The following is a 25,698-nucleotide window of genomic DNA, read 5'->3' as shown; positions in this document are numbered from 1 at the left end:
ATGATCCTTTCTCGACTGGTGTCGGCGCTGGTCATGATGGGCCTCGATCACCTTGTCCAGGCGTACTACGGGTTCCTCGGTGTCCTGACACTCCTCGCCCTGACGGCGGCGCTCCGGCCCTCCGGTTCGGCGGAGGGCCGTGACACCGGCAAGGCAGGCCAATCCCACGGCACCGTCTGTCTGTCGCTCGGTGCCGTGGTCTTCGTCCTGCTCATGACCCAGGCGTGAAATCCCGCCGCCGCAGCTCGCGCAGCACGGGCGCGAACGAGTCGACGACGACCTCCGCGCCCGCGTCCCGCAGCAGCTCCTCCTTCTGCGCGTTGCGGGCGTAGCCCAGGAAGGGGACGCCGGCCTTCCGCGCGGCGGCGACGTCCGACGGGGAGTCGCCGATCATCAGGGAGGCCGCGGGATCGGCTCCGGTCGCGCTCAGCGCGCGGTTCAGGGAGTGCGGGTCGGGCTTGAGGCGGTCCAGGTCCGTCGTCCGGCCGTACACATGGGGGGCGAAGCAGTCGTGGAGTCCGCGGCCCGTGAGGTACTGGCGCACCGTGACGGGAGAGTTGTTCGTGACGATCGCCAGCCGGGCGCCGACGGCCGACCAGGTGCGGATCACCGGGTCCACCCAGGCGGTGGGCATCGCGGAGGGAACGGCGCGCAGTTCCTCCGCCGTCAGGTGTTCCTCGATCGCGGTCACCAGATCGCTGCGGGGGTGACGTCGGTCGACGGCACGCAGCACCACGTGCGGGTCCGGATCGACCCGCTCCTCCGCGGTGAGCAGGTTGCGCATCCCGCGCACCGCGAGCCAGTCCACCAGTTCGCCGGCCACCTTGGTCGCCGAATATCCGGCGAACAGACGGCAGATCGGACCGTCGAAGTCCCAGAGGACGACCCGGGCGGACCGCATCCGTGCGCGCAGCTCCTCGATCTCTCGCTCCGTGTCTTCCGTCACCGCTTCAGTCTGCGTCGTATCAGAGGTCACTAGGAGAGTGTCAGGTCCGTCGTGATGGTTTCCCAGAGGGCGTCGAACCACTTCTGGGATTGCTCGACGAACGCCTGGTCCCGCTGTCCCCTGCGCTTCTCGAAGGAGAACAGCAGGGACTTGGAGCCGAGGGTGTCGTACATCTCCAGCTTTCCCGAGTCCGTCGCCTCCTCGCGGCGGGTCACCATGTAGTAGCCGATCAGGACCTCGGACCCGTTGAGCAGGTACAGCTTCACCGGCGGGGTGAACGGCAGGGCGCGGAACGTGACGTGGACGTCGATGTCGTGGGTGCCGCGGAGGGCGTTCAGGTTGTACTTGAGCACCTGGCCCTGGGCGTTGCGCATCGCGAGCCAGCGTTCGTGCACCGGGTCGGCGTCGCCCCGGCCCTCCACGGGGACCGGGAAGGCGAGGTTGATCTCGCGGGACGGCAGGAGGATGCGGACGTCGATGCGGCTCGGGCGGGCCCGGTCCTCGTGGATCATGCGCAGCGGCTCGCCCAGCGCCAGCATCAGGGTCTCGGCGGTGAGGCAGACCGCGTCGATCCGCACCTGCGGTGCCGCGAACGCCTCGGCCAGGCGGGGCGCGAGGCTCACCATCGTCGGCTGGGGCTCGTCCACGGCGGGGGCCGGCTCGGCGATGCGGGGCGGGCTGCCCTTGCTGACGTTGCTGAGCAGGCCGTCGTCCTGGAGCGCGCGCAGGGCCTGGCGGACGGCACCGCGTTCCACACCGAACTCCTCGGCGAGTTCGGCCTGTGTGGGCAGGCGGTCCCCCGCCTTGAGGTCGCCGGTGCGGATGCGTTCCCGCAGGGCCTCGGCGATCTCCTGCGGCGTGAGCCTTCTGCTGCCGTTCACTGCCACGTTCTCCTGAGTCACGACCAAACGCTACAACTTCGATCCATCTGACGGGAGTTGCCCGGAAGTTGTTTATGGATAGTAGCCAAGTGGGGACAACATAAGCATAGTTGGCTGCCAACTTTCAGGAGTTGGCGGAAGTTTTGCTTCCTGGCAGCCCGAAGGGGGAATCACCGTGCCGACCCTCGCCCTCATCTCCGCGGTCTTCGTCGTCGGCTTCGAACAGCTCGTGCAGTGGAAGTACGGTGCCACCGGAATCGTCGGTCTGATGCTGCTCACCATAGGCGTCAAGGCCAAGAGCCCGGCCGTCAGCTCCGCGGGCGCGGTTCTGCTCGCCGTGCTGGTCGCCGGCCCCGCCCTATGACAGGTGCAGATCCGAACTGATCGTCTCCCACAGGGCGTTGAACCACAGGTGGGACTGCTCGACGAACGTGGTGTCGCGCAGTCCCGCTCCCTGTCGGAAGCCGAACAGCATCGAGCGGGTGCCGTCGGAGTCGTACATCTCCAGGTGCTCGTGCTCGACCTCCCGCGCACGCCGGGTCAGCGTGTAGTACGCGAACAGCGCCTCCGAGCCGTTGAGCAGGTACAGCTTCACCGGCGGCGTGAACGGCAGCGCCCGGAACGTGACGTGGACGTCGATGCCGTGCGTGGCGCGCAGTGCCAGCAGATTGTGCCGCAGCACCTGCCCCTGGGCGTTGCGCTGGGCCAGCCAGCGCCGGTGCAGCAGGCCCGCGGCCGAGGAGTCCACCGGCGCCGGGAAGGCGAGGTCGATGTCCCGGCTGGGCAGCAGGACACGGACGTCGACCTTGGCCGGTTTCAGTACCCCCGCGTGGATGCGGCGCAGCGGCTCACCGATGGCGAGGGTGAGGGAGACCGAGGTCAGGCACAGGGCGTCGATCTCGACGTGCGGCTCGGCGAACGCGGCGGCTATGCGCGGGGCAAGGGCCACCATGGTGGGCTGCGGCGGTGACGCGGGGCCCTCGGGGACGGGATCCCGGCCCAGGTCGGGGGCGACGGTGGCCGGGGCGCCCTTCGAAACGTTGGTGAGCAGCCGCTCCGACTGGAGGATGCGCAGCGCCTGACGGACCGCGCCCCTTTCGACGCCGAACTCGTCCGCCAGCTTCGCCTGGGTGGGCATGCGCTGTCCCGGTCGCAGTACGCCGGAGCGGATCCTGGTGCGCAGTTCGTCGGCCACCTCGTGGTGGGACCTCTGTGGCCGTCGTGACGTCTCCCGACCATTGACGGGGGCATTTTCCGGTTCCACGCACAAACACTACAACTTCTCGCCATCTTTGGGCAGTTCATGGGAAGGTGGTTATGAGCCGCTTCCAAGCGGAGATAAGTACAGTAAGTTGGTAGCCAACTTGAGCAACATGGTCGCACTTCCTGGTGGTTGGCCGACCGGGCTCCCTTCCGGAGGGGAGCCGGGAGCTCGGTCGGTCCGGCTCGACCACGGTCGAACCGCCGCTGCCGGAGACCACCGCTCTACGGCCGCCCCCGCACAGCCACAACTGAACACCGACAACTCAACAAGCGCAGAGCACAGTCACAACTGAACAGCTCGCTACGGATGAGTCAGCACGGATGAGTCAGCACCACTGCTCAGCACCACTGCTCAGCACCACCGCTCAGCACTGTCGGTCGGCAGGAAGGAACACTCAGAACAGGTCCGGGCACCACGGTCGCCGGGGCGTGTGCAGCAGGGCGTCGGCCTCACGGGCGGCGCCCTCTCGTTCTTCCCGGACCCGGCCCAGCGCGGCCAGCCGTGCCACCGACTCGTCCCCGAGCCACAGGGCGGCCAACTCCGACGCCCCCAGGGTGAGTTCGGCGGTCGCGGTGGTGGGCGCGCAGGAGGAGCCCGCGGGCGAGGCGTCCAGGCGGTAGCGGCCGCCGCTCAGCCCCGCGGGGTCCACCACCTCCAGCACGAGGCCGCCCGTCCCCTCGTACGTCCGCGCCTCCAGGGCCCGTACGACGTCCAGGACGCGGATCCAGAGCCAGTCCGCGTGGTCCGTGAGGCGGGCGGCGCGCGGGTCGGGCAGGAAGAAGGGCAGCAGGTCGTCGGGGCCGCGCCAGCCGGTCTTGACCTTGGTGATCCAGTCGATCGAGCACAGGTAGTGCCACAGGGCGCGCTCGGCCGCCGGCGTCGAGGCGATCAGCCAGTTCACGTCGGCCGTGTCGTGCGGCTGCTTCTGCCGCCAGTCGTCGTCGCACTCGTACGACACCAGGCCCTCGACCTCGCCGGACGCCGAGCGGTACAGGGCGTAGAACGGCTCGGTCCAGTCGGAGTCGAGGCGTACGGCGCCGGTGTTCATCCGCCACCACATGTCGGTGCGGCTGACCGCGCCGGGCTGGGTGCGGCGAATGCGCTCGTGCAGTTCGGGGCCGGTCTTGCGGACCTCCTCGGCGTCCACGAGGTCGATGCGGCCGCCGTCGTCCGGGCCCGACCAGCGGGGGTCGAAGCCGGTGCGCGGGACCTCGATCGTCCACTGGGAGGTCCAGGTGGCGGGCCCGAAGCCGTAGCGGCCGTAGATCGGGTACTCGGCGGCGATCAGCGTGGCCACCACGTCGCCGTCGTCCTTCGCGCGCCTGAGGTCCTGCCCCATCATGCGGGTGAGCAGGCCGCGGCGGCGGTGGGTCGCGGTGACGGTGACCCCGGTGATGCCGGTGGCCCGGACGGGGGCGCCGCCGACCGCCGTGACCTCCTGCGGGAAGGAACGGAACGTCGCGACGCAGCGGCCGGCGTCGAAGGCTCCGACGAAACGGCCGGCGGAGAACTGCTCGCGGCGGGCCTCCAGCGTCTCGGGCGACACGGTCGGCGCCCGCAGGAACCCCGTCTGCACGGCCCGGAGCCAGTCGGGGAACTCGTCCTCGGTGACGGCGTGGATGTCGATGTCAGCGGCAGGGCTCATGGCGCCCACGCTAGGCAGGAAGTACCCGGCTGTCGCCCGCTTTTCCCCCGAGCCGGGGAGGAGGAGCACGCCGCTTTCCCCCCAGCCGCGGAAAAGGAGCACGCCGCCGGGTCACAGCAGCAGGTCGTCCACCTGGGCCTCGCCCACGCGGTAGCGGCGGGCGATCTCCGCCGTGCAGTTGTCCGTCGTGTTCTGGAGGCGCTGGCGGCGGCGGGAGACCTGCTGCTCGTAGCCGATCAGGCGGCCCATCGCCGCGGTCAGCTCCCGGTCCGTGCGGGCCCCGAGGTCGGACAGCTCGACCTCGGCGAGCATCTCGGCGGCCAGCCTGCCGTACTCCTCGCCGTGCGGCGGGCCCAGCGTGACGTGGCGGGCCGAGGAGCGGTTGCGGGCCGGGGCGTCGGTGAGGATCTCCGGGAGGCGGTCCACGACGGTGGCGCCGGCCGAGCCCCGGCGGGCCAGCTCCGCGCGCAGGATGTCGATCCGGCCCTGGAGCAGCCGCCGTACATAACTGAGATCCGCCTCGTCGCGCTGGGCGTCCCGGCGCAGGGCGCGCAGCTCCGGCAGGCTCAGCCGGGCCACGTCGGCGCCGGGCGGCGCCGTGACGGCACCGGGCGTCTGCTGCCCGGTACTCGGTGTGCTCATGTGCCTCTACCCGTCCCCTCGACCGGCGTACGGGAGCATCGTGCCACCCCGAACGGCCGCTATGTGACCGAGTGCCCCCGAACGGCCCCGGATGGCCGCTTAAGATCAAAAAAGGACCACTCGCGAGGTCTCCGGGAGGCGCCGGGATGCTCGGGGAGGCCCCCGGCACGGCCGTCCGGCGCACCCGGCATCATGGTCCCCATGCGAGCGGTGGTGCAGCGGGTGGACGGCGCGAGCGTCGTCGTGGACGGCGAGACGGTCGGCGCGATCGAGGGCGAGGGGCTGTGCGTCCTCGTCGGGGTCACGCACGACGACACCAAGGAGCAGGCGGGCCGGCTCGCGCGCAAGCTGTGGTCCCTGCGGATGCTGCACGACGAGCGGTCGTGCAGCGACGTCGACGCCCCGCTGCTCGTGATCAGCCAGTTCACGCTGTACGGGGACGCTCGCAAGGGCCGCCGGCCCACCTGGAACGCGGCCGCGCCCGGCGACGTCGCCGAGCCGCTGGTGGACGAGGTGGTGGCCCAGTTGCGCGCGCTGGGCGCGACGGTGGAGACGGGCCGGTTCGGGGCGCGGATGCGCGTCTCCCTCACCAACGACGGCCCGTTCACCGTCCTCGTCGAGGTCTAGGTCCAGGTCCAGGTTCAGGTTCAGGTCGACGCTACGGCTCGACCACGACCTCCTGGGCGGCGGCCGTCGTGTCGGCGACCAGGTGGGCGTCCAGCGGCACGTTCCGCTTCACCAGGGCGAGGGCGACCGGCCCCAGCTCGTGGTGGCGCACGGACGTGGTGATGAAGCCGACCTTGCGCCCGTCGGGCCCCTCGTCGGCGAGGTGGATGCCGGTGCCGGCCGGGGGCAGGTGGACCTCGCTGCCGTCGAGGTGCAGGAAGACCAGCCGGCGCGGCGGCTTGCCCAGGTTCTGCACGCGGGCGACCGTCTCCTGACCGCGGTAGCAGCCCTTCTGGAGGTGCACGGCGGTGCCGATCCAGCCCAGTTCGTGCGGGATCGTGCGGTGGTCGGTCTCGAAGCCCAGGCGGGGCCGGTGCCGCTCGACGCGCAGCGCCTCGTGGGCGAGGATGCCGACGGGCGGGCCCGCCTTCTCCGCGTACGCCTCCAGGTCGGCGCGGGGCAGGAAGACGTCACGGCCGTACGGCGTCTCGCGCACCACGGCGCCGTCGGGGGTCTCGGTGATCGAGCCCGCCGGGAGGTGCACCACCGCGGTGTCGGCCGTGCGGTCGGCGACCTCGACCCGGTAGAAGAACTTCATCGACTCCAGGTACGCGATCAGCGCGTCCTGGGTGCCGGGCTCGACATGGGCCCAGACCGTGGCGCCGTCGTCGACCAGGTAGAGCGCGTGTTCGATGTGGCCGTGTGCGGAGAGGATCAGCGCCTCGGTGGCCTCGCCGGCCGGGAGGTCGCTGACGTGCTGGGTGAGGAGGAGGTGCAGCCAGCTCAGCCGGTCCTCGCCGGAGACGGTGACGACTCCGCGGTGCGAGAGGTCGACGAATCCGGTGCCGTCGGCGAGGGCGCGCTGCTCGCGGAACAGGTCGCCGTAGTGGGCGGCGACACCTTCGTCCACACCCTCGGCGGGGACGGCGCCGGGCAGGGACAGCAGGGGGCTCTTCATACCGACAAGACTACGACGTGGTGGTCGGCCCATCGGAGGAACAGTCGCGGCAGCGGCCGAAGATCGCGAAGTGCTTCATGTCGGTCTCGAAGCCGAAGGTGTCGCGCAGCCGGGAGGTGAACTCGGCCGCCACGGAGACGTCCGCCTCGATCACGTTCTGACAGTCCCGGCACACCAGGTGGATGTGGTGGTGCCGGTCCGCGAGGTGGTACGTCGGGGAGCCGTGGCCGAGGTGGGCGTGGCTGACCAGGCCCAGTTCCTCCAGCAGCTCCAGGGTCCGGTAGACCGTGGAGATGTTGACCCCCGACGCCGTCCTGCGCACTTCGCAGAGGATGTCGTCGGGGGTCGCGTGCTCCAGGGTGTCCACGGCTTCGAGCACGAGTTGCCGCTGCGGGGTCAGCCGGTAGCCGCGCTGCCGCAGATCGCTCTTCCAGTCGGTGCTCACCACAGTGAAAGTCTAGGACCATCACGGCGGCGGACTACTTGAAGAAGGCGATCCCGTCGTCCGGGAGGTCGTCGGGGAGGGCCTTGGCCCAGCGCTCGACCTCCTCCGGGGTGACGACCTTCTTGAGGTGGGCGGACATGTAGGGGCGCAGCTCCACCTCGGGGGTCTGCTTCTCGCCGACCCACATGAGGTCGCTCTTGACGTAGCCGTACAGCCGCTTGCCGCCGCTGTAGGGGCGGGCGTCGGCGGTGCGCGCGACGGTGTCCGTGACCAGGTCGATCTGGGGCTTCTTGGCCGCCAGTTCGCCGTACCAGACCTCCACCACGCCGTCGTCGCGGGTCAGCGTGACCTCGACCTTGCGGTCCGGGTGGACGCGCCAGAAGCCGGACTCGGTCTCCAGCGGGCGGACCTTGTTCCCGTCGTTGTCCAGCACCCAGGTGTGGGAGTGGTACTCGAGGAAGTTGCGCCCGTCGTGGCTGAAGGTGACCTCCTGGCCGAAGTTGCACTTCTCGGCGCCGGGGAAGTCGTGCACGCCCGCGCCGGCCCAGTCGCCGAGCAGGAACGCGAGGGGGACCAGGTCCTTGTGGAGGTCGGACGGGATCTCGATCATGAGGTGCGGCTTCCTGGACGGGGTTTCAGCGCTGGCCCTGGTACAGCTTCTTCACGGTCAGGTAGGCGAAGGCGAGGACGCCGACGCAGACCAGGACCAGCAGGGTTTCGAAGAAGATCTCCACGGGTGCTCCTCGGATGAGCGCGGTGCGTACGTACGACAGGACCGGCCCCCAGCTTACGCGGCCGGGAGCCCGGCCCTCCGTACGGCCCTCAGCCGAGCAGCCGGCTCTGGAGGGCCACGGTCTGCTGGAAGGGGACGGCGGGGACCGTGCCCCTGCGGGACTGGACGATCACGGCGAGCGTGTCGCCGGCCCCCACGTAGGCCCCCCGGACCTGTTCGGCACCGTACGGCCTGGCCTCGGTGTACGGGACGAAGGTGATGTCCTCGGCCTCCGCGGCCTCGGGAAACGCCTCGTCGTGCTCGTACGTCCCGCCGCCGCGCACCGGGAACCTGGGCAGCCGGTAGTCCGTGAGTTCGCTGCCCAGGACACGGTCCGCGACCACCGCGGTGCCGAACTGGAGCAGGTAGACACGGGTGCTCGTGCCGTCCGGGGCCGTCCAGCCGCGGGCGGCGACGTGGCGCAGACCGTAGTCGGTCAGCGTCTGGCCGATCGTCCCGCGGTCCTCCTTGCCGGGGTACTCCGCCAGGAAGTCCTTCGTCGCGAGCCAGCCGTTCCTGCCGCGCAGGGCGCGGTTCTCCGTGGCGCCCTCGGGCGCCGGGAGCAGCAGGGAGCGCAGGTCGGCGTAGTGGGTGCCCGCCTTGTTCGCCTCGGCGAGGGGCCCCGGGCTGCCGGCCGGCAGCGGCGGCTTCCTCAGTTCGGGGTAGTTCCAGCGGCCGTCCGACCCGGTGGCGAGACCCGGCACGTCCGTGCGTTCCATACGGCTGATGCCGTACGCCGTGCCCGCCCCGACCGACGCGAACACGACGACCGCGGCGGTCCAGCGCAGGGCTGCGCGCAGAGCCCGCCGGTCCTTCTTCGGCGCGGGTGCCTGCGGCGGGGACGGCGGGAGGGTCGGCGGGAGGGTCGGCGGTACCCCGGCGCCCGCCGCCGCGACCGGCTCGGGCGCGTCCGCCGCGGGCGGCTCGGGCACGTCCGGGAGCGGCTGCTCGGCCTCTTGCCGCTCGATCTCCTGCCGCTCGGTCTCCTGCCGCTCGGCCTGTGGCTGCTGCTCGGTCGTCATACCGCCTGCCCCGGGTCCTCGATGCGGTCGAACTGCTCGCGCAGCATCTGTGCCACGCCCTTCTTGTCGAGCGGCTTGGCCGCGGTGGCCGTGGCGGTGACCAGGACGTCGCCGACGTATCCGGAGCAGACCATCAGGTCGAGCTTCTCCTCGGAGTAGTCGGGCGGCAGGAAGCAGACGGCGTCCTCGTGGCCCTCGATCGCCGGACCCTTGCGGAAGGCCTTCACGGCTTCGAGGAACCCCCGCTGGGCCGTGACGACGGACCGCGCGGTGCGCCGGTCGGCCATCCGCGACAGCACGATGTCGACCGTGTAGCCGTCGTCGCCGAAGCGGTCGACGTTCTGGTAGCTGCGCATCGCCATGCCCTTGATCCGCTGCTCGTCGATCTGCCGTTCCAGCTTCCGGCGCTCGGAACGCGGGAAGTCCTTGACCGATTCCTTGCGCAGGGCCGCGGCCTGGCGGCCGGACAGTTCGGCCTCGGAGCCGAACGCCCCGAGGTCCGGGCCCCGCTCGTAGGAGTCGCCGCCGTACGGCAGGAGCGCGCCCTTCAGCCCGGTGGCCGCGCGCTCCCCGGTCTTCTTCTCCCCGGCGGCCTTCGGCTGCGCCCAGAGCGGGGTCCCCGGGGCCCGGTCGGCGCCGTTCACGGTCACCACGGTGTACCCGGTGCCCGCGGCGACCACGACGAGCAGGACGGCCGCGCCGACGGTGGCGGCGACACGGCGGCGCCCGCGGGCGGGCACGGCGGACGTCTCCTCGGCAGGCGTCTCCTCGGCGGACGTGCCCGCTGCGGACGTGCCCGCTGCGGGTCCGGTCCCGACGGTGGTCTCCGGGTTCACGGAGTTCTCGCTCACAGCCGCTCCATCTGCCGTTCCGCCAGATCGACGATCTTCCGCTTCGGGACCGGCTTCGTGCCGGAGACCCATATCTCCATCACGACGTCCCCGCGCCAGGCGTGTGCCTCGGCCGAGTACTCGCCCCCGCTGTCGGGACGGTGACGCACGTACGCCGTGCCGTCGCCCGTTCCCCCGATGGGCGAGCCCTCGGTGTCCGGGTCCTTGTTCGCCCAGAAGTAGCCCTGCCCGGCTCGCTGGGACGCCTCGACGTTCTCCTCCTGACGGAACTGGACGAGCCGGATCTCGACGTCGTACGCGTTGTCCTCGCGCCAGGTGGTGACGGCCGCGCGCCGGAACTCGTCGGTGAGGAGTTCACCGAACACCGAGCCCGGCTCGTTGAACGTCTCGGCGTAACCGGCGAGGTTCAGCCAGCCGTCCTCGCCCACCTCGAAGCTCGCGTCCCGGGCACCGCCCGGCCGGGTGAGCAGCAGCTTGCGCAGGTCGCCGTCCGTCTTCACCGCACGGTCCTCGGCGGCCGACAGCGGTTCGGGGGCCGTGCCCCCGGCCCGGGTGAGCACCGGCTGCGGGAGCGGGGGCAGCGCGGTGGGCTTCCGGTCGGCCTGGATCAGATAGCCGGTGCAGGTGCCGGCGACCAGTCCGAGCCCGGCGGCGGTGGCGATCAGCAGGGTCGTACGCCCGCGTCGGCGCGGGCGGGGCGCCGCGACCGGTTCGGTGAGCGGCTGGGGTCTTTCGGGGTCTTCGGTCGTTTCCACGTGGTCTCCCAGATGAACGGGAAGCGCGGATTCCATGATCCACGACGCACAGGAGACCCATGCCTCCCGCCTGGAGTTGCAGGGAAGTTGATTACGATTCGGGCATGGCGAAAAAGCTTGTGATCAAGGTGACGGCCGGGAGCGATGCTCCCGAGCGGTGTTCCCAGGCGTTCACCGTCGCGGCCGTGGCCGTGGCCAGTGGTGTGGACGTCTCGCTGTGGCTGACCGGCGAGTCCGCGTGGTTCGCGCTGCCGGGCAGGGCCGCCGAGTTCGAGCTGCCGCACGCCGCGCCGCTGCCCGACCTGCTGGACGCGCTCCTGGCGGGCGGCCGGGTCACGCTGTGCTCGCAGTGCGCGGCCCGGCGGGACATCACGGAGAAGGACGTCATCGAGGGCGTACGGATCGCGGGCGCACAGGTCTTCGTCCAGGAGGCCCTGACCGACGGCACCCAGGCGCTGGTCTACTGAGCGGCCGGCGGCGCGGCGGCTAGGGCGTGTTTCGAAAGTGGCGCCGTCCGCCCGGAGGGCGGGGTCCGCGGCGTCTGGTGCGTGCAATCGCAAGGCGGAGGATCGCCCTCGTACTGGATGTACTCGGGCGTTCCGACAACGCGGCGAGTGTGCGTGCCAGGCGTCGCGGGCCAGGCGGGACTTTCGAAACACGCCCTAGCGGCGCTTCTTGCCGTCCAGTTCGTCCCACCACTCGTCGGACTGGGGGTCCCCCGACGGGTCGTCCCACCAGCGGTCCTCGGGGCCGCGGCGGTTGGCGACCATCGCGGCGACCGGCGGGATGACCATGGCGACCACGCACATCACGACGGCCGCGGGGACGGACCATATGCGCACGACTCCCCACGCCAGGACGAAGAGTCCGACGCAGACTCCCATCAGGGCGAAGTACACGTGACGTCGCCGTGCGTACATGTCTCCAGAGTAGGCCCGGACACGCCGGAGGGCCGCGCCCCGGCATGCGGCCGTGGCGCGGCCCTCCTGGCCGTTCGACGCGGATCAGACCGCGATCGCGACCTCCGCGAGCCCGCCCTGCTGGGCGACGACCGTGCGGTCGGCGGTGGCGCCGGGAACGAGGGCGCGGACGGTCCAGGTCCCCTCGGCCGCGTAGAAGCGGAACTGTCCGGTCGCGGAGGTCGGGACCTCCGCGGTGAACTCGCCCGTCGAGTCCAGGAGGCGGACGTAGCCCGTCACGGGCTCGCCGTCGCGGGTCACCTGGCCCTGGATGGTGGTCTCACCGGGCTTGATCGTCGAGGGGTCCGGGCCGCCGGCCTTCGCTCCACACATGTCTGACTCCAGAGGTCTTGAACGGTCGGTCGGGAGGGACTTACTTCGCGGCGCCGAGCTCGATCGGCACGCCGACGAGGGAGCCGTACTCGGTCCAGGAGCCGTCGTAGTTCTTGACGTTCTGCACACCGAGCAGCTCGTGCAGCACGAACCAGGTCAGCGCGGAGCGCTCACCGATGCGGCAGTAGGCGATGGTGTCCTTGGCCAGGTCCACCTGCTCGTCGGTGTAGAGCGCCTTGAGCTCGTCGTCCGACTTGAAGGTGCCGTCGTCGTTGGCGTTCTTCGACCACGGGATGTTGCGGGCGCTCGGCACGTGGCCGGGGCGCTGCGACTGCTCCTGCGGCAGGTGCGCGGGGGCGAGCAGCTTGCCGGAGAACTCGTCGGGCGAGCGCACGTCGACCAGGTTCTGCTCGCCGATCGCGGCGACGACGTCGTCGCGGAAGGCACGGATCGAGGTGTCCTGCGCCTTGGCCTTGTAGTCGGTGGCGGGCCGCTCGGGAACCTCCTCGACCAGCTCGCGGGCGTCCAGCTCCCACTTCTTGCGGCCGCCGTCGAGGAGCTTGACGTTCTCGTGGCCGTACAGCTTGAAGTACCAGTACGCGTACGAGGCGAACCAGTTGTTGTTGCCGCCGTAGAGGATCACCAGGGTGTCGTTGGCGATGCCCTTCGCCGACAGGAGCTTCTCGAAGCCCTCCTGGTCGATGAAGTCGCGGCGGACCGGGTCCTGGAGGTCCTTGGTCCAGTCGATGCGGATCGCGTTCTTGATGTGGTTCTTGTCGTAGGCGGACGTGTCCTCGTCCACCTCGACGACCGCGATGTTCGGGTCGTCCAGGTTGTCCTGGACCCAGTCGGCGTCTACGAGGACGTCGCTGCGGCTCATTCCTTCTCCTCCGGGGCAGTAGCGGCGGGGCGTGCGAATGCTTGGGGCGCGCGGACAGGGCGCGGCGCGCAGGGGTGCCCTTCCAGCAGGGCTGGGGTGAAGACGCGGAAGTCGGGGACTTTCGCTCAGAAGGTGCGACAGAGCATGGCGGCGACACGGCACAGGTCGACTGCCCGCCGCTTCGTCAGATCCGCCTGTCCCCGTGACCGGAGGACGCTCGGTTGGCACTGCATGCCGTCGATCGTAGGGACGGACAGCGGGGCGTGTCACCGGTGTGTCGCATGTTGAGACGTGAATGTCCGCGATGTGAGAGCAAGCAAAAGCCCGGGCCGCCGTCGTGCGGCTCCCGGGCGCGTCCTTCGGTCGGCGCATCTGCGATACGGGCGGGGTCGTCTCGCCTGTCGGACGCCCGTCGGCCCGCGGCGGTGTTCGTCCTACCCCGCCAGCTTGACGTTCGAACCCTTCACCGTGATCGCGACGCCGTCCTCGGCGGCCTTCACCTGGTCCAGTTCGATGCCGCCGGGCAGCTGGTCCACGGCCTGCTGGAAGTCGGTGATCTCACGGACCCGGCCCTCGGCGAGCGAGAGACCGTCGATCGAGGGCAGGGAGTCCGCGTGGAACCGCACCTTGTTGTCGTCCACGGACACCGAGCTGAGCACGGACATCGTCTGGTCGACGGGAATGGTCCCGGCGAAGGTGCCCTTGGCCCGGACCGTGACCTTGATCTTGCCGTTGCCGCCGTCGGAGAGCCCGGTGACCTGGGCGGTCACCCCGGGCACGACCTCGGTGCCCTCGGACGCCACGGACTTCAGCAGCTCGTCGTAGGAGATGGTCGCGGTGCCCGTGGCGGTGGCCGCGGTGGCGGAGCTGTAGTCGCCGGAGAAGGCGACGCCCTTCATGTCGGCCTTGAGGTCGTCGATGCGGATCTTCCGGTCGCCCTGGCCGGTGGCCGCCTCGTAGTCCTTGATGCCGACCTGGACGTCGTCCAGGGAGCCGCCGGCGACCTGGGTGAGGAAGGGGAAGCCCTTGATGGAGACGTCCGGTGTCCGGGAGAGGCCCTCGGTCGTGCGCAGCTTGTCCGCCGCCTCGCCCTGGGCGAAGTGCACGGCGACGCGGTCGACCAGCACGAACAGGCCGCCCAGGATCACGACGACGATCAGGAGTATTCGCAGGGCGCGCATGGTGGGGATCCCCCGGCTAGGCGGTCAGGTCGGCGGTGGCACGACCGACCCACGGTATCCCCGGCGGCCGGGGCGGACGGAGAATTGTCGATCACCTGTGACAAGCCCGCCCGCCCCCGCCGTTCAGCCCAGGGCCCGCCCGAGCACCCACACCACCGGCGCCGCCGCCGACAGCGGCAGGGCCACGCCCGCGGTGAAGTGGACGAACCGGGACGGGTAGTCGTAGGAGGCGACCCGGTGCCCGATCAGCCCGCACACCGCGGCGGCCGCGCCGAGCAGGGCGCCCTCGGTGCCGTAGTCCGTGAGCCCGCCGGCCGCGAGGCCGGCGCCCGCTCCCGCGAGCAGCGCGACGACCACCGAGACGGGGGTGGGCAGCGGCAGGGCGCGGGCGAGCAGCGCCACGGCGACGGCCGCCGCGCCGACGGTGGCCGCGTCCGGGTCGGCGCCCAGGTAGCCGGTGGCGATGACGGTCAGGGCCGAGGAGGCGACCGTGGCCATCAGGCCGTACATCCGCTCGTCCGGGTCGGCGTGCGAGCGCAGCTGGAGGACGAGGGCGAGCAGCACCCAGACGCCGAGCGGGCCGAGGATGGCCGCGGGCGCGTGCTCACGGCCGGCGACCAGCACCGCGGCGTCGGCCGCGAGGCCGCCCGCGAAGGCGAGCGCGATGCCCTGCCGGGCGGGCCACATGCCGTTCAGCCGGAACCAGCCGGCGGCGGTGACGGCCTGGAGGATCACGAGCGGGACGACCAGGGCGTACGAGCCGAGGGCCGCCGCGCCCGACAGCAGCAGGCCGAGGACGGCGGTGAGGGCCGCGGGCTGCAAACCGGGCTCGATGATCGGGGAGCGGCCCTCCATGCGGGCGCGCTGGGCGTCGGTGACGCGGGTGTTGCCGGCGACGGTGGCGGGACCGTAGGACGGCCCGGCGTCCGGTGCCGGCTGCGGGGGCGCGGTGGTCCGGGCCGCCGCGGGGGGCGCGGCGGGCCGGTCGTAGGGCTGGGCGGGCAGGTAGGACGTCTCGGCGGCGGCCGTGACGGGTGCGTGGGTCTGCGTCTCCCAGGTCTGGCCCTGCCACTGCTGGGTGTAGGGGTCGTCCTGGGCGGCCGGCTGCGCGGTATGGGCCTGCCCGCCGTAGGCGCCCTGCCCGTAGCCGTTCTGGGTGTACGGGTTCTGCCCGGGGGCGTTCTGGGCGTACGGGTTCTGCGGGTACCCCCCGCCCTGGCTCTGGCCCTGCTGCCCGTTCGGCGGCCACGCCTGCGGCGGCTGCTGCGGCGGCTGCTGCTGCGGCTGCTGCCGGTACGGGTCGTACCCCTCGTACGTCCCGCCCTCATACGGCTGGTCGGTCATCGCTCACCCTCCTGCGAACGGCGGGAGCACCTCGACCGTGCCGCCGTCGGCCAGCCGTACCGTCTCATGTCCGCGGGTCCCCACGGGATCGCCGTCGACGATGAACGAGCAGCGCAGCAGCACGCGCGTCAGTTCACCGGGGTGCCGCTCGCGCACGGCGTCCAGCGCCTCGGCGAGGTCGGCCGCTTCGTGCGGTTCCTCGGCGACCCCGGCCGCGGCCTTCGCGGCGGCCCAATAGCGCACCGTGACCTTTGCCATCTCGTCCCTCTGGTCCTTCGGCGAAGCAGCCTTCGCACATCGATACGGTCAGGCTAGCCCGCCCGGGAGGCCGCCCAGTCCCCGATGCGGGCCAGCAGGTCGTCGGCCGCGGCGTTCTCGGCGTGTCCCATGCCGGGCTCCAGCCACAGTTCCCCCTGGTCGCCCGCGGCGTCGGCGAGCATCCGCGGGTGGTCGAGCGGGAAGTAGCCGTCGAGGTCGCCGTGCACGATCAGCAGGGGCGTGGGCGCGATCCTCGGGACGGCCTCGGCCGGGGAGAGCGGCACCGGGTCCCAGTCGCGGTGGTGGATGCGGGTGCGCAGCCCGTAGCGGCCGACGAGGCGGCCCGCGGGGCGGGTGACCAGCCAGTGCAGCCGGCGCATGGGGGCGGTGCCGCGGTAGTACCAGCGGGCCGGCGAGCTGACGGAGACGACCGCGTCGACGCCCCGGTGCAGCGCCGCGTGCCGGAGCACCACCGAGCCGCCCATGGAGAAGCCGACGGTCGCCACGCGGGTGTGCCCGAAGCCGCGCGCCCAGGCCACCGCGGCGTCGAGGTCGAGGACCTCGCGGTCGCCGACCGTGGAGCGCCCGCCGGAGGCGCCGTGGCCGCGGAAGGAGAAGGTGACGACGGCGCCGTACGGGGCGAGGGCGGCGGCGACGCGGCGCACATGGGGCCGGTCCGCGTCGCCGGTGAAGCCGTGGGCCACGACGAACGCCAGGTCACGGGCGGATGGCCGGGAGGGGTCGGCGACGGTGGAGCCCGGATCGTATACGGAATCGATCGAAACGCCGTCGGCGGTGTGCAGAAACGTCCGCATAGGTGCGTGTCTGCTCGTCTCGGAGTGCGGACGAATGACGGAACGTGCCAGATGACCTGCCGGACCGTTGCTCATGTCGGCTATTCTGCTGTGCAGAGGACTCGGGCAGCGTAGCCCCCGGGTCCTTTTGTGCTTTCGGAAGCGTTGTATACGAGGCGGGAAACCGCAGGTGTACGGGCCCCGGGATCGCAGCGCAGTACCGCAAACGTCCTCGCAGGGACCGAGGAGGAACCAGACGTATGAGTTCTCTGCTGCTCCTGACCAACGCTCTCCAGCCGTCGACGGAGGTGCTTCCCGCCCTCGGCCTGCTGCTGCACAACGTGCGGGTGGCCCCGGCGGAGGGCCCGGCGCTCGTGGACACCCCCGGCGCCGACGTCATCCTGATCGACGGGCGGCGCGACCTGCCCCAGGTCCGCAGCCTGTGCCAGCTGCTCCGCTCCACCGGACCCGGCTGTCCGCTGGTCCTCGTGGTGACCGAGGGCGGCCTCGCCGCGGTCACCGCCGACTGGGGCATCGACGACGTCCTGCTCGACACCGCCGGACCGGCCGAGGTCGAGGCGCGGCTGCGGCTCGCCATGGGCCGCCAGCAGATCGTCAACGACGACTCCCCCATGGAGATCCGCAACGGCGACCTCTCCGTCGACGAGGCGACCTACTCCGCCAAGCTCAAGGGCCGGGTCCTCGACCTCACCTTCAAGGAGTTCGAGCTCCTGAAGTACCTGGCGCAGCACCCGGGCCGGGTGTTCACCCGCGCCCAGCTGCTCCAGGAGGTCTGGGGCTACGACTACTTCGGCGGCACCCGGACCGTGGACGTGCACGTACGGCGGCTGCGGGCCAAGCTCGGCCCGGAGCACGAGTCGCTGATCGGCACCGTCCGCAACGTCGGCTACCGGTTCGTCACCCCCGAGAAGGTGGAGCGCGCCGCCGACGAGGCCAGGGCCAAGGCCGCCCGGCCAAAGGCGGAGGAAGCGGACGAATCGGCCGTTCCGGGCACGGCGGACGTACGGGCCGAGGCGTGACGAAGGCCGGGGCGGGGCATCATCACGGCACGGTCAAGCCGCGATATGCCCTGCCCAGCGCGGGTCTCTCCGCGTAGACTCCGCGCGTGGCCAAGGTGACTCGCGATGACGTGGCGCGGCTGGCAGGGACGTCCACTGCCGTCGTCAGCTATGTCATCAACAACGGACCCCGGCCGGTCGCCCCGGCCACGCGCGAGCGTGTCCTCGCAGCGATCAAGGAACTGGGGTACCGCCCGGACCGGGTCGCCCAGGCCATGGCCTCGCGGCGCACGGACCTCATAGGACTCATCGTCCCGGACGCCCGCCAGCCCTTCTTCGGGGAGATGGCGCACGCGGTCGAGCAGGCCGCGTCCGAGCGCGGAAAGATGGTCCTGGTCGGCAACTCCGACTACGTCGGCGAGCGCGAGGTCCACTATCTGCGGGCCTTCCTGGGGATGCGGGTCTCCGGCCTCATCCTCGTCTCGCACGCCCTCAACGACCTGGCCGCCGCCGAGATCGAGGCGTGGGACGCCCGTGTGGTGCTGCTGCACGAGCGCCCCGAGGCCATCGACGACGTCGCCGTGGTCACGGACGACCTGGGCGGCGCCCAGCAGGCCGTCGCCCACCTGCTGGAGCACGGCTACGCGTACGTCGCCTGCATGGGCGGCACCGCCGAGACGCCCGCCGTCGGCGACCCCGTCTCCGACCACGTCGAGGGCTGGCGGCGCGCGATGGCCGAGGCCGGGCTGCCGACCGAGGGCCGGCTGTTCGAGGCCCCGTACAACCGCTACGACGCCTATCGCATCGCCCTCGACCTGCTGTCCGGGCCCGAGCGGCCGCCCGCGATCTTCTGCTCCACCGACGACCAGGCCATCGGCGTGCTGCGGGCCGCACGGGAACTGCGCATCGACGTGCCCGGGAAGCTCGCGGTGGCCGGCTTCGACGACATCAAGGAGGCGGCGCTCGCCGACCCGCCGCTGACCACGGTCGCCTCGGACCGCTCGGCGATGGCACGGGCGGCTGTCGACCTGGTCCTGGACGACGGGCTGCGGGTGGCGGGCTCCCGGCGCGAGCGGCTGAAGTCCTTCCCGCCCCGGCTGGTGCTGCGCAGCTCCTGCGGCTGCGAGGGCTCACCCGGCCTGCCTTCACCGAGCGCGCCTTGACGCTCACCGAGAGACGTCCTCGCAGCCGAGGCGCGCCTTTATATCGGGCAAACGAGGTTCTGCCGGGCTTCTCAGGGAGCACTCAGGGAGCTCTCATGGTCGCGGGACAAGCTTTATGACATGACCGAGAGCTTCCGCCACAGCGGCGCTTACGAGAACCCCGACGACTCCCAGCAGCCCTCCTCCGCCTCCCCCGTCGACCCGCGGTGGCCGGCACCGCCGGCCTATTCGCCGGCTCCCCCGCCGCACCGCAGGCGGACCCGGGGCCCCGTGGGGCTGCTGGCCGCCGTCGCCCTCGTGGCCGCGGCCGTCGGCGGCGGCACCGCCTACGCCGTGCAGGAGCTGACCGGCAAGGACTCCGCGGCCGTCGCCGCGACCACCACCAACGTGGTGCCCTCCAGCAAGCGGGGCGACGTGGCCGCCATCGCCGCCGCGGTGAGCCCCAGCGTGGTCGAGATCAACGCGACCCTGCCCAACGGAACGTCCACCGGCTCGGGAGTCGTCGTCACCGCGGACGGCGAGATCGTCACCAACAACCACGTCGTGGCCGGCGCCTCCGCCATCACGGTGCGCACCAGCGACGGCAAGCGGTACACGGCCGACGTCGTCGGCACCGACAGCTCCAAGGACCTCGCGCTCGTCAAGGTGCACGACGCCTCAGGGCTGAAGGTGGCCGCGCTGGGCGACTCGGACGCGGTGCAGGTCGGCGACCAGGTCGTGGCCATCGGCTCGCCCGAGGGCCTGACCGGCACGGTGACCAGCGGCATAGTCTCCGCGCTGCACCGTGACGTGACCGTCTCCACCGACGAGGACCAGGGCCAGGAGCAGGGCGGCGAGGGACAGTGGCCGTTCTCCTTCGGCGGCCGTGAGTTCAACGGCGACACCGGCTCGTCCACCACGACCTACAAGGCCATACAGACCGACGCCTCGCTGAACCCGGGCAACTCCGGCGGCGCCCTGATCAACGCCGCGGGCCAGGTCATCGGCATCAACTCCGCGATGTACTCGGCCGGGGCGAGCGCCTCGTCCTCGGACGCGGGCAGCGTGGGCCTGGGCTTCGCGATCCCCGTCGACACCGTCAAGGCAGATCTGGCCAAGCTGCGGGCCGGCTCCACCGGCTGAACCCGTCCCCCACCGGAACCGAGGGAGCACGTCATGATCAAGCACATCACGCACCCCGAGTCCACCACCACCCCCACCACCACCTGCGTCGGCCCGGCCCTGGACGTGGCGCACGAGCTCCACGTCCCGGCCCCGCCCAAGCCGCCCGCCACGATCCCACCGCCCCAGCTGATGGGGCTGCGGCTGCCGGCCGAGCACCCGCACGTGCGCAAGGTGTCCCTGCGGCGACTGACCGCCCTGCGTCACTGACCCCGCCCAGCACGCACGGGGCCGCGCCTCCACCGGGCGGCCCCGAAACGTGCGACGCTGAAGGTCTTCCCCCACCCCGTCCCACCACGACCCGAGGACCCACGACCGATGAGCTCCGCCGATGGCGACCGTGACCCGCAGCGCATCCTGATCGTCGACGACGAGCCGGCCGTACGCGAGGCGCTCCAGCGCAGCCTCGCCTTCGAGGGGTACGACACGGAGGTCGCCGTCGACGGCGCGGACGCCCTGGAGAAGGCCGCCGCCTACCAGCCCGATCTGGTCGTCCTGGACATCCAGATGCCCCGCATGGACGGGCTGACGGCCGCCCGCCGCATCCGCGGCGCCGGCACGACCACGCCGATCCTGATGCTGACGGCCCGCGACACGGTCGGCGACCGGGTCACCGGGCTCGACGCGGGCGCCGACGACTACCTGGTCAAGCCCTTCGAACTGGACGAGCTGTTCGCCCGCATCCGGGCGCTGCTGCGCCGCAGCTCGTACGCGGTGGCCGGGGACGGAGCGCAGGACGAGGCGCTGACCTTCGCCGACCTGCGGATGGACCTGGCGACGCGCGAGGTCACGCGCGGCGGCCGGCAGGTGGAGCTGACCCGCACGGAGTTCACGCTGCTGGAGATGTTCATGGCGCACCCGCGCCAGGTGCTCACCCGCGAGCAGATCCTCAAGGCCGTGTGGGGCTTCGACTTCGAGCCGTCCTCCAACTCCCTCGACGTGTACGTCATGTACCTGCGGCGCAAGACGGAGGCGGGCGGCGAACCGCGGCTCGTGCACACCGTGCGGGGCGTGGGCTATGTCCTGCGGCAGGGCGGGGCGGAGTGAAGCGGGTCGTCCGCCGGTTCCGGACCCTGCCCATCCGCTCCCGGCTGTCGCTGCTGGTGGCGGCGGCGGTGGCGTTCGCCGTGGCCGCGGTGTCCGTGACCTGCTGGTTCATCGTGCGCGGCAAGCTGTACGCGGAGGTCGACGACTCCCTCAAGAAGGCCGTCGGCATCGGGCGTCCCCAGCAGGAGGAGCAGATCACCGACGCGCTCACCAACTGCTCCTCCGAGCCCCAGGCCACGGTCAGCGGCTTCCGCAACACCTACTCCCAGGTGCTCACCGAGGAGGGCACCACCTGTCTGTTCCTGACCTCGGTGGGACGGATCAAGGTCACCGCGACCGACCGGAAGGTGGTCGAGAACGCGAACGGCACCAATCCGGCCGGCGTCTTCCACAACAGCACCGACGCGGACGGCAACACCGTGCGGGTGCTGGCGCTCCCCATGACCATCGGCGACAGGCTCACGCAGACCACCGCCAACGCGGCCATCATGGTCGCCCTCCCACTCAAGGGCACCGAGTCCACGCTCAACGACCTGGCGCTGGTGCTGCTCCTGGTCTCCGGTGTGGGTGTGCTCGGGGCGGGGGTCGCGGGGCTCGCCGTCGCACGGGCCGGACTGCGCCCCGTCGACCGGCTCACCGAGGCCGTCGAGCACGTGGCGCGCACCGAGGACCTGTCCATCCGCATCCCGGTGGACGAGGACAGCGAGGACGAGATCGCGCGGCTGTCGCACTCGTTCAACTCGATGACCTCGGCGCTGGCCAGCTCCCGCGAGCTCCAGCAGCAGCTGATCGCGGACGCCGGGCACGAGCTGCGCACCCCGCTCACATCGCTGCGCACGAACATCGAGCTGCTCACCCGCAGCGAGGAGACCGGCAGGCCGCTGCCCCCCGAGGACCGCAAGGCGCTGCTCGCGTCGGTGAAGGCGCAGATGACCGAGCTGGCCGCGCTGATCGGCGACCTCCAGGAGCTCTCCCGGGCGGAGGGCCAGCACGGGGAACGGCTCCAGGTGGTCGCCCTGCGGGACACCGTCGAGGCGGCGCTGCGCCGGGCCCGGCTGCGCGGGCCCGAGCTGACGATCACGGCGGACCTCCAGCCCTGGTACGTCCGGGCGGAGCCGTCCGCGCTGGAGCGGGCCGTCGTCAACGTCCTCGACAACGCGGTGAAGTTCAGCCCCGAGGGCGGCACGGTCGAGGTGGCCCTGGACGGGGGTGTGCTCACGGTCCGCGACCACGGGCCCGGCATCCCGGCCGACGAACTCCCGCACGTCTTCGACCGCTTCTGGCGCTCCCCGAGCGCCCGCGCGCTGCCCGGCTCGGGCCTGGGCCTGTCGATCGTGGCCCGCACGGTCCAGCAGGTGGGCGGCGAGATCACCCTGGCCCCGGCCGGCACCGGCGGCACGGTGGCGACGCTGCGCCTCCCGGGCGCCCCCCAGCCGCCTCCTGACCAGGTGTGAGGCGAAGGACACGAAGACCGGGGGCCCGGCCCGCGCACGAGGTGCGGGCCGGGCCCCCGGGGTGTGACGGGTGGGTCAGCGGATGACGGTGATGCGGTCCGCCGCCGGGGGCGCCAGCGGGGTCGCGGGCGTGGAGTTGGCGGTCAGGTAGTCGGCGAGGGCCGCCAGGTCGTCCGAGCCGACCAGGTCGTTGGTGCCCAGGCCCAGCGTGGTGAAGCCGTCGCCGCCGCCCGCGAGGAAGCTGTTGCTCGCGACGCGGTAGGTGGCCGCCGGGTCGATCGGGGCGCCGTCGAGACGGATCGAGTCGGTGACGACGCGGTCCGCGCCGGACTTCGTCATGTCCAGCGTGTAGGTGAGCCCCTTCGACGGCAGCAGGATCTTCGGCGCGGCCTCGTTCGGGCCGCTCACCTGCTCCTTGAGGACCTGGATCAGCTGTGTGCCGGTGAAGTCCTGGAGGTTCACGGTGTTGGCGAAGGGCTGGACGGTGAAGCCCTCGGCGTAGGTGACCACGCCGTCGCCCTCCGCGCCGGAGGCCGCGTAGGTCAGACCGGCCCGCACACCGCCCGGGTTCATCAGGGCGAGGTCGGTCCCCGGGTCCAGAGCCTTGCCGTGGGCGAACTGCGCGTCCGCGATCAGGTCGCCCATGGGGGACTCGGTGCCGCCGTTGTTGACGTCGCCCGAGATGTAGCCGACGGCACGGTTGCCGATGGGCGCGGCGAGGGTGTTCCACCGGGAGATCAGCCGCGTCATGTCGGGCGCCTTGGGGACGTCCCGGGTGACCACGCGGTTCGCCGACTGCACGGCCGTGCGGGCGATGTCACCGGTGCGGCGGTCGTAGGTCAGCGTGGTGTCCGTGTAGAGCCGCCCGAACGACGAGGCCGAGGTGACCATGCGGGGCCGGCCCGCCGGGTCGTCGATCGTGCAGACGTACGCGTTGTGCGTGTGCCCGGTGACCAGCGCGTCGACCGCCGGGGTCACGTTCTTCGCGATGTCCACGATCGGACCCGAGACGCCGGCGCCCGCGCCCGGGGCGTCGCAGTCGTAGTTGTACGCCGAGGACGCCGGGAAGCCGCCCTCGTGGATCAGGGCCACGATCGACTGGACGCCCTGGCGCTGGAGCTCCTTGGCGTACTTGTTGATCGTCTCGACCTCGTCCTTGAAGACCAGGCCCTTGACGCCGTCCGCGGAGACGATGCCCGGCGTGCCCTCCAGGGTGACGCCGATGAAGCCGATCTTGACGTCCTTCTTCTTCCACACCCAGTAGGGCTTGAGGATCGGCTTCTTCGTCTTCTCGTCGAGGACGTTGGCCGCCAGGTACGGGAAGTCGGCGCCCTTGAACCGCTTGTCCGTGTAGCAGCCCTCCGTCGGGTGGCAGCCGCCGTTCTGGAGACGGGTCAGCTCGGCGCGGCCCTCGTCGAACTCATGGTTGCCGACCGAGGTCACGTCCAGCTTCAGGCCGTTGAGCGCCTCGATGGTCGGCTCGTCGTGGAACAGGCCGGAGATCAGCGGGGAGGCGCCGACCATGTCACCGCCGGCCGCGGTGATGGAGTACGGGTGGCCCTCGCGGGCCTGGCGCAGATGCGTGGCGAGGTACTCGACACCGCCCGCGTCGACGTTCTTGGTGGTGCCGTCCGGCTGGAGTTCGGTGACCCGGCCGGAGGAGCCCGACGGCGGTTCGAGGTTGCCGTGCAGGTCGTTGAAGGACAGGAGCTGGACGTCCTGGTAGCGGCTCGGGTGCCGGTGACCGCCCTTGTCGGAGTGCGCCTGCGCGGGCAGCGCGGCGGCCAGCGCGGCCGCGGTGGCGAGCGCGGCGGTGCCCGCGAGCACGGCGTAGGTACGGCGGCGCGTGCGCCGGGGCGGATGGGACGTGGCCGGCATGAAACCCCCCTGTGGGTCTGCTGAGAAGTGCCCGACGAGGGCGCACTCTAGGGTCAACGCGCGTAGCACGACAGGGGGTTCGTGGTTACATCCTGGTTTCCCTTTGCCCATCCCTTTACGTCCCCCGAAGTCGTCCCCGGACGCGGGCCGCCCCGTACCCTCGTACGCATGACCAGCGACGACACCGTACGGCCCTTCCCGTCCCGCTCCATCGGGACCCATCCCGCACTCTCCCCGGAGCAGGCCGAGGCCGTGCTCGCGCTGCTCGCCGAGGCCGCCCGCGCCGACGGGCAGCAGCCGGTGTCGGAGCAGGGCCGGCTGCGACTTCGCGGCGGCGCCCGGGAGGGCGTCTCGCACCTGCTGCTGAGCGTCGGCGACGAACTCGTGGGCTACGCACAACTGGAGGACACCGACCCGGTGGAGGCGCCGGCCGCCGAACTGGTCGTGCGCCCCTCCCAGCGCGGCCACGGGCACGGCCGGGCGCTCGGCTCGGCGCTGCTCGCCGCGTCCGGCAAGCGGCTGCGGGTGTGGGCGCACGGCGGGCACTCCGCCGCCCGGCACCTCGCCCAGGTCCTCGGGCTCACCCTCTTCCGCGAACTGCGCCAGATGCGGCGGTCGTTGACCGACCTGGAGCTGCCCGAACCGAAGCTGCCCGACGGCGTGAGCGTGCGCACGTTCGTGCCCGGCGAGGACGACGCGGCCTGGCTCGCGGTGAACGCGGCCGCCTTCGCCCACCACCCCGAGCAGGGCTCCCTCACCCAGCGCGACCTGGACGACCGCAAGGCCGAGCCCTGGTTCGACCCGGCCGGCTTCTTCCTCGCCGAGCGCGCGGGCGAGCTCGCCGGTTTCCACTGGACGAAGGTCCACGCGGAGGAGGGCCTGGGCGAGGTGTACGTCGTCGGGGTGGCCCCCGGCGCCCAGGGCGGCGGCCTCGGCAAGGCGCTCACCGCGATCGGCCTGCGCCACCTCGCGGCCCAGGGCATGCCGACGGCGATGCTCTACGTGGACGCCGACAACAAGGCGGCGGTCACCGTCTACGAGCGCCTCGGCTTCACGACGTACGAGACGGACCTGATGTACCGCACGGAGACCTGATCCACGACCTGATCCACGACCTGACCGGCGCCGATTCCCCGCCCGGGGCGCGGAGGCCGGGCGGGGACCGTGGGCGGGGGCGGGCAGCGGCCCGTGGGGCCCCGGCGGGGTGGCCGGAACACGCGGGAGTCACCTCCCGGCGCCTCCCGTCACCCGAACCCGCGCGCCGCCGCCCCTCACCTTCCCCGCCCCGCCCCCGGGCGGGGGCCGTGTACCCCGGGGAGCCGTGTCCCGATATCCCTCACGTCATGTCTCCGTAACCATCGATTCAGACGAGCTTGCGAC

31 protein-coding genes are annotated in these 25,698 nt (G+C 71.7%); 11 read left to right on the top strand and 20 right to left on the bottom strand.

Annotated elements, in window-relative coordinates:
• A complete protein-coding gene (locus tag AB0F77_RS23255) occupies positions 1-228 on the top strand; it encodes a hypothetical protein (protein ID WP_361951770.1) in 228 nt (75 codons plus the stop codon).
• On the opposite strand, the gene AB0F77_RS23250 is transcribed toward AB0F77_RS23255, so the two are convergent.
• Both AB0F77_RS23250 and AB0F77_RS23245 read right to left on the bottom strand, forming a co-directional pair.
• Positions 212-1,027: an HAD family hydrolase gene (locus AB0F77_RS23250; RefSeq protein ID WP_361951767.1), complete on the bottom strand. Its 816-nt coding sequence runs from the start codon at positions 1,025-1,027 to the stop codon at positions 212-214. The genes AB0F77_RS23255 and AB0F77_RS23250 overlap by 17 nt on opposite strands.
• Positions 976-1,854, bottom strand: a complete 879-nt coding sequence (locus AB0F77_RS23245) for a GntR family transcriptional regulator (RefSeq protein ID WP_361951764.1) — start codon at positions 1,852-1,854, stop codon at positions 976-978. The genes AB0F77_RS23250 and AB0F77_RS23245 overlap by 52 nt, the downstream gene beginning before the upstream one ends.
• 148 nt (positions 1,855-2,002) lie before the next feature.
• Between AB0F77_RS23245 and AB0F77_RS23240 the strand changes: the two genes are divergently transcribed.
• The gene (locus tag AB0F77_RS23240; RefSeq protein WP_361951761.1) at positions 2,003-2,191 is read left to right on the top strand and encodes a hypothetical protein; all 189 of its coding nucleotides are present in this window, start codon (positions 2,003-2,005) and stop codon (positions 2,189-2,191) included.
• Here the strand turns inward: AB0F77_RS23240 and AB0F77_RS23235 are convergent.
• The 3 genes from AB0F77_RS23235 to AB0F77_RS23225 all read right to left on the bottom strand — a co-directional run bounded on the left by AB0F77_RS23235 (position 2,186) and on the right by AB0F77_RS23225 (position 5,378).
• Positions 2,186-3,097 carry a winged helix-turn-helix domain-containing protein gene (locus AB0F77_RS23235; protein ID WP_361951758.1) on the bottom strand — a complete coding sequence of 304 codons (912 nt, stop codon included), beginning with the start codon at positions 3,095-3,097 and terminating at the stop codon, positions 2,186-2,188. The genes AB0F77_RS23240 and AB0F77_RS23235 overlap by 6 nt on opposite strands.
• Before the next feature lie 388 nt (positions 3,098-3,485).
• On the bottom strand, positions 3,486-4,736 hold the full coding sequence (locus AB0F77_RS23230; RefSeq protein WP_361951755.1) for a GNAT family N-acetyltransferase: 1,251 nt from the start codon (positions 4,734-4,736) through the stop codon (positions 3,486-3,488).
• A 111-nt stretch (positions 4,737-4,847) separates the two neighbouring features.
• Positions 4,848-5,378 (bottom strand): aerial mycelium formation protein, encoded by a 531-nt coding sequence (locus tag AB0F77_RS23225; RefSeq protein ID WP_361951752.1) that lies wholly within the window; start codon positions 5,376-5,378, stop codon positions 4,848-4,850.
• A 201-nt stretch (positions 5,379-5,579) separates the two neighbouring features.
• Here AB0F77_RS23225 and dtd point away from each other — a divergent pair, with 201 nt between their 5' ends.
• Positions 5,580-6,005 (top strand): D-aminoacyl-tRNA deacylase, encoded by a 426-nt coding sequence (gene dtd, locus AB0F77_RS23220; protein ID WP_361951749.1) that lies wholly within the window; start codon positions 5,580-5,582, stop codon positions 6,003-6,005.
• 31 nt (positions 6,006-6,036) lie between these two features.
• Here dtd and AB0F77_RS23215 read toward each other — a convergent pair whose 3' ends face one another.
• From AB0F77_RS23215 to AB0F77_RS23190, 6 genes are all read right to left on the bottom strand, one after another.
• Positions 6,037-7,002, bottom strand: coding sequence for a folate-binding protein (locus AB0F77_RS23215; RefSeq protein ID WP_361951746.1), 966 nt, complete (start codon positions 7,000-7,002; stop codon positions 6,037-6,039).
• A gap of 10 nt (positions 7,003-7,012) precedes the next feature.
• On the bottom strand, positions 7,013-7,450 hold the full coding sequence (locus AB0F77_RS23210) for a transcriptional repressor (RefSeq protein ID WP_361951743.1): 438 nt from the start codon (positions 7,448-7,450) through the stop codon (positions 7,013-7,015).
• Between the two features lie 31 nt (positions 7,451-7,481).
• Positions 7,482-8,057, bottom strand: a complete 576-nt coding sequence (locus AB0F77_RS23205; RefSeq protein ID WP_361951740.1) for an FABP family protein — start codon at positions 8,055-8,057, stop codon at positions 7,482-7,484.
• 212 nt (positions 8,058-8,269) lie between these two features.
• Positions 8,270-9,241, bottom strand: a complete 972-nt coding sequence (locus AB0F77_RS23200) for a hypothetical protein (protein ID WP_361951737.1) — start codon at positions 9,239-9,241, stop codon at positions 8,270-8,272.
• Positions 9,238-10,092 carry a hypothetical protein gene (locus AB0F77_RS23195; RefSeq protein ID WP_361951734.1) on the bottom strand — a complete coding sequence of 285 codons (855 nt, stop codon included), beginning with the start codon at positions 10,090-10,092 and terminating at the stop codon, positions 9,238-9,240. Before AB0F77_RS23195 ends, AB0F77_RS23200 begins: the two co-directional genes overlap by 4 nt.
• Positions 10,089-10,847, bottom strand: a complete 759-nt coding sequence (locus tag AB0F77_RS23190; protein ID WP_361951731.1) for a hypothetical protein — start codon at positions 10,845-10,847, stop codon at positions 10,089-10,091. Before AB0F77_RS23190 ends, AB0F77_RS23195 begins: the two co-directional genes overlap by 4 nt.
• A gap of 104 nt (positions 10,848-10,951) precedes the next feature.
• On the opposite strand from AB0F77_RS23190, the gene AB0F77_RS23185 reads away from it, so the two are divergent.
• Positions 10,952-11,314, top strand: coding sequence for a DsrE family protein (locus AB0F77_RS23185; RefSeq protein WP_361951728.1), 363 nt, complete (start codon positions 10,952-10,954; stop codon positions 11,312-11,314).
• Between the two features lie 195 nt (positions 11,315-11,509).
• On the opposite strand, the gene AB0F77_RS23180 is transcribed toward AB0F77_RS23185, so the two are convergent.
• From AB0F77_RS23180 to AB0F77_RS23145, 8 genes are all read right to left on the bottom strand, one after another.
• Positions 11,510-11,767, bottom strand: coding sequence for a DUF3099 domain-containing protein (locus AB0F77_RS23180; RefSeq protein WP_361951725.1), 258 nt, complete (start codon positions 11,765-11,767; stop codon positions 11,510-11,512).
• Positions 11,768-11,851: 84 nt separating this feature from the next.
• Positions 11,852-12,139, bottom strand: a complete 288-nt coding sequence (locus tag AB0F77_RS23175; RefSeq protein ID WP_361951722.1) for a DUF1416 domain-containing protein — start codon at positions 12,137-12,139, stop codon at positions 11,852-11,854.
• A 40-nt stretch (positions 12,140-12,179) separates the two neighbouring features.
• Positions 12,180-13,019, bottom strand: a complete 840-nt coding sequence (locus tag AB0F77_RS23170) for a sulfurtransferase (RefSeq protein ID WP_361951719.1) — start codon at positions 13,017-13,019, stop codon at positions 12,180-12,182.
• Between the two features lie 125 nt (positions 13,020-13,144).
• Positions 13,145-13,252 carry a putative leader peptide gene (locus tag AB0F77_RS23165; protein ID WP_361951716.1) on the bottom strand — a complete coding sequence of 36 codons (108 nt, stop codon included), beginning with the start codon at positions 13,250-13,252 and terminating at the stop codon, positions 13,145-13,147.
• A 201-nt stretch (positions 13,253-13,453) separates the two neighbouring features.
• Positions 13,454-14,200 carry a DUF2993 domain-containing protein gene (locus AB0F77_RS23160; protein WP_361951713.1) on the bottom strand — a complete coding sequence of 249 codons (747 nt, stop codon included), beginning with the start codon at positions 14,198-14,200 and terminating at the stop codon, positions 13,454-13,456.
• 123 nt (positions 14,201-14,323) lie between these two features.
• Positions 14,324-15,544: a hypothetical protein gene (locus tag AB0F77_RS23155; protein WP_361951710.1), complete on the bottom strand. Its 1,221-nt coding sequence runs from the start codon at positions 15,542-15,544 to the stop codon at positions 14,324-14,326.
• A gap of 3 nt (positions 15,545-15,547) precedes the next feature.
• The gene (locus tag AB0F77_RS23150) at positions 15,548-15,802 is read right to left on the bottom strand and encodes a MoaD/ThiS family protein (protein WP_361951707.1); all 255 of its coding nucleotides are present in this window, start codon (positions 15,800-15,802) and stop codon (positions 15,548-15,550) included.
• A gap of 53 nt (positions 15,803-15,855) precedes the next feature.
• On the bottom strand, positions 15,856-16,692 hold the full coding sequence (locus AB0F77_RS23145) for an alpha/beta fold hydrolase (RefSeq protein ID WP_361951704.1): 837 nt from the start codon (positions 16,690-16,692) through the stop codon (positions 15,856-15,858).
• A 164-nt stretch (positions 16,693-16,856) separates the two neighbouring features.
• Here AB0F77_RS23145 and AB0F77_RS23140 point away from each other — a divergent pair, with 164 nt between their 5' ends.
• The 6 genes from AB0F77_RS23140 to AB0F77_RS23115 all read left to right on the top strand — a co-directional run bounded on the left by AB0F77_RS23140 (position 16,857) and on the right by AB0F77_RS23115 (position 22,440).
• A complete protein-coding gene (locus AB0F77_RS23140; protein WP_361951701.1) occupies positions 16,857-17,636 on the top strand; it encodes a response regulator transcription factor in 780 nt (259 codons plus the stop codon).
• A gap of 86 nt (positions 17,637-17,722) precedes the next feature.
• A complete protein-coding gene (locus tag AB0F77_RS23135) occupies positions 17,723-18,778 on the top strand; it encodes a LacI family DNA-binding transcriptional regulator (RefSeq protein ID WP_361951698.1) in 1,056 nt (351 codons plus the stop codon).
• A 120-nt stretch (positions 18,779-18,898) separates the two neighbouring features.
• On the top strand, positions 18,899-19,900 hold the full coding sequence (locus tag AB0F77_RS23130) for a trypsin-like peptidase domain-containing protein (protein WP_361951695.1): 1,002 nt from the start codon (positions 18,899-18,901) through the stop codon (positions 19,898-19,900).
• Between the two features lie 33 nt (positions 19,901-19,933).
• Positions 19,934-20,149: a hypothetical protein gene (locus tag AB0F77_RS23125; RefSeq protein ID WP_361951692.1), complete on the top strand. Its 216-nt coding sequence runs from the start codon at positions 19,934-19,936 to the stop codon at positions 20,147-20,149.
• Between the two features lie 108 nt (positions 20,150-20,257).
• Entirely contained in the window at positions 20,258-20,986 is a 729-nt protein-coding gene (locus AB0F77_RS23120) for a response regulator transcription factor (RefSeq protein ID WP_361951690.1), read from the top strand.
• Entirely contained in the window at positions 20,983-22,440 is a 1,458-nt protein-coding gene (locus AB0F77_RS23115; protein ID WP_361951687.1) for a HAMP domain-containing sensor histidine kinase, read from the top strand. Before AB0F77_RS23120 ends, AB0F77_RS23115 begins: the two co-directional genes overlap by 4 nt.
• A 75-nt stretch (positions 22,441-22,515) precedes the next feature.
• On the opposite strand, the gene AB0F77_RS23110 is transcribed toward AB0F77_RS23115, so the two are convergent.
• Positions 22,516-24,318, bottom strand: a complete 1,803-nt coding sequence (locus AB0F77_RS23110; RefSeq protein ID WP_361951684.1) for a bifunctional metallophosphatase/5'-nucleotidase — start codon at positions 24,316-24,318, stop codon at positions 22,516-22,518.
• Between the two features lie 168 nt (positions 24,319-24,486).
• Here AB0F77_RS23110 and mshD point away from each other — a divergent pair, with 168 nt between their 5' ends.
• Positions 24,487-25,413 carry a mycothiol synthase gene (gene mshD, locus AB0F77_RS23105; RefSeq protein WP_361951681.1) on the top strand — a complete coding sequence of 309 codons (927 nt, stop codon included), beginning with the start codon at positions 24,487-24,489 and terminating at the stop codon, positions 25,411-25,413.
• Positions 25,414-25,698: the final 285 nt, after the last annotated feature.

The sequence above is a fragment of the Streptomyces sp. NPDC026672 genome, from assembly GCF_040638185.1.
In the GTDB taxonomy this organism is placed as follows: Bacteria; Actinomycetota; Actinomycetes; order Streptomycetales; family Streptomycetaceae; genus Streptomyces.
The sequence above is the reverse complement of the archived record's forward strand: the minus strand, read 5'-3'. Positions and strand labels throughout refer to the sequence as shown.

Bases quoted from the DNA above. Each gene is read 5' to 3' on its own strand.
- AB0F77_RS23255 (WP_361951770.1), top strand. From the start codon at position 1: ATGATCCTTTCTCGACTGGTGTCGGCGCTGGTCATGATGGGCCTCGAT.
- AB0F77_RS23230 (WP_361951755.1), bottom strand. From the start codon at position 4,736: ATGAGCCCTGCCGCTGACATCGACATCCACGCCGTCACCGAGGACGAG.
- AB0F77_RS23225 (WP_361951752.1), bottom strand. From the start codon at position 5,378: ATGAGCACACCGAGTACCGGGCAGCAGACGCCCGGTGCCGTCACGGCG.
- dtd (WP_361951749.1), top strand. From the start codon at position 5,580: ATGCGAGCGGTGGTGCAGCGGGTGGACGGCGCGAGCGTCGTCGTGGAC.
- AB0F77_RS23215 (WP_361951746.1), bottom strand. From the start codon at position 7,002: ATGAAGAGCCCCCTGCTGTCCCTGCCCGGCGCCGTCCCCGCCGAGGGT.
- AB0F77_RS23205 (WP_361951740.1), bottom strand. From the start codon at position 8,057: ATGATCGAGATCCCGTCCGACCTCCACAAGGACCTGGTCCCCCTCGCG.
- AB0F77_RS23200 (WP_361951737.1), bottom strand. From the start codon at position 9,241: ATGACGACCGAGCAGCAGCCACAGGCCGAGCGGCAGGAGACCGAGCGG.
- AB0F77_RS23185 (WP_361951728.1), top strand. From the start codon at position 10,952: ATGGCGAAAAAGCTTGTGATCAAGGTGACGGCCGGGAGCGATGCTCCC.
- AB0F77_RS23180 (WP_361951725.1), bottom strand. From the start codon at position 11,767: ATGTACGCACGGCGACGTCACGTGTACTTCGCCCTGATGGGAGTCTGC.
- AB0F77_RS23175 (WP_361951722.1), bottom strand. From the start codon at position 12,139: ATGTGTGGAGCGAAGGCCGGCGGCCCGGACCCCTCGACGATCAAGCCC.
- AB0F77_RS23170 (WP_361951719.1), bottom strand. From the start codon at position 13,019: ATGAGCCGCAGCGACGTCCTCGTAGACGCCGACTGGGTCCAGGACAAC.
- AB0F77_RS23165 (WP_361951716.1), bottom strand. From the start codon at position 13,252: ATGCAGTGCCAACCGAGCGTCCTCCGGTCACGGGGACAGGCGGATCTG.
- AB0F77_RS23160 (WP_361951713.1), bottom strand. From the start codon at position 14,200: ATGCGCGCCCTGCGAATACTCCTGATCGTCGTCGTGATCCTGGGCGGC.
- AB0F77_RS23155 (WP_361951710.1), bottom strand. From the start codon at position 15,544: ATGACCGACCAGCCGTATGAGGGCGGGACGTACGAGGGGTACGACCCG.
- AB0F77_RS23150 (WP_361951707.1), bottom strand. From the start codon at position 15,802: ATGGCAAAGGTCACGGTGCGCTATTGGGCCGCCGCGAAGGCCGCGGCC.
- AB0F77_RS23145 (WP_361951704.1), bottom strand. From the start codon at position 16,692: ATGAGCAACGGTCCGGCAGGTCATCTGGCACGTTCCGTCATTCGTCCG.
- AB0F77_RS23140 (WP_361951701.1), top strand. From the start codon at position 16,857: ATGAGTTCTCTGCTGCTCCTGACCAACGCTCTCCAGCCGTCGACGGAG.
- AB0F77_RS23130 (WP_361951695.1), top strand. From the start codon at position 18,899: ATGACCGAGAGCTTCCGCCACAGCGGCGCTTACGAGAACCCCGACGAC.
- AB0F77_RS23125 (WP_361951692.1), top strand. From the start codon at position 19,934: ATGATCAAGCACATCACGCACCCCGAGTCCACCACCACCCCCACCACC.
- AB0F77_RS23120 (WP_361951690.1), top strand. From the start codon at position 20,258: ATGAGCTCCGCCGATGGCGACCGTGACCCGCAGCGCATCCTGATCGTC.
- AB0F77_RS23110 (WP_361951684.1), bottom strand. From the start codon at position 24,318: ATGCCGGCCACGTCCCATCCGCCCCGGCGCACGCGCCGCCGTACCTAC.
- mshD (WP_361951681.1), top strand. From the start codon at position 24,487: ATGACCAGCGACGACACCGTACGGCCCTTCCCGTCCCGCTCCATCGGG.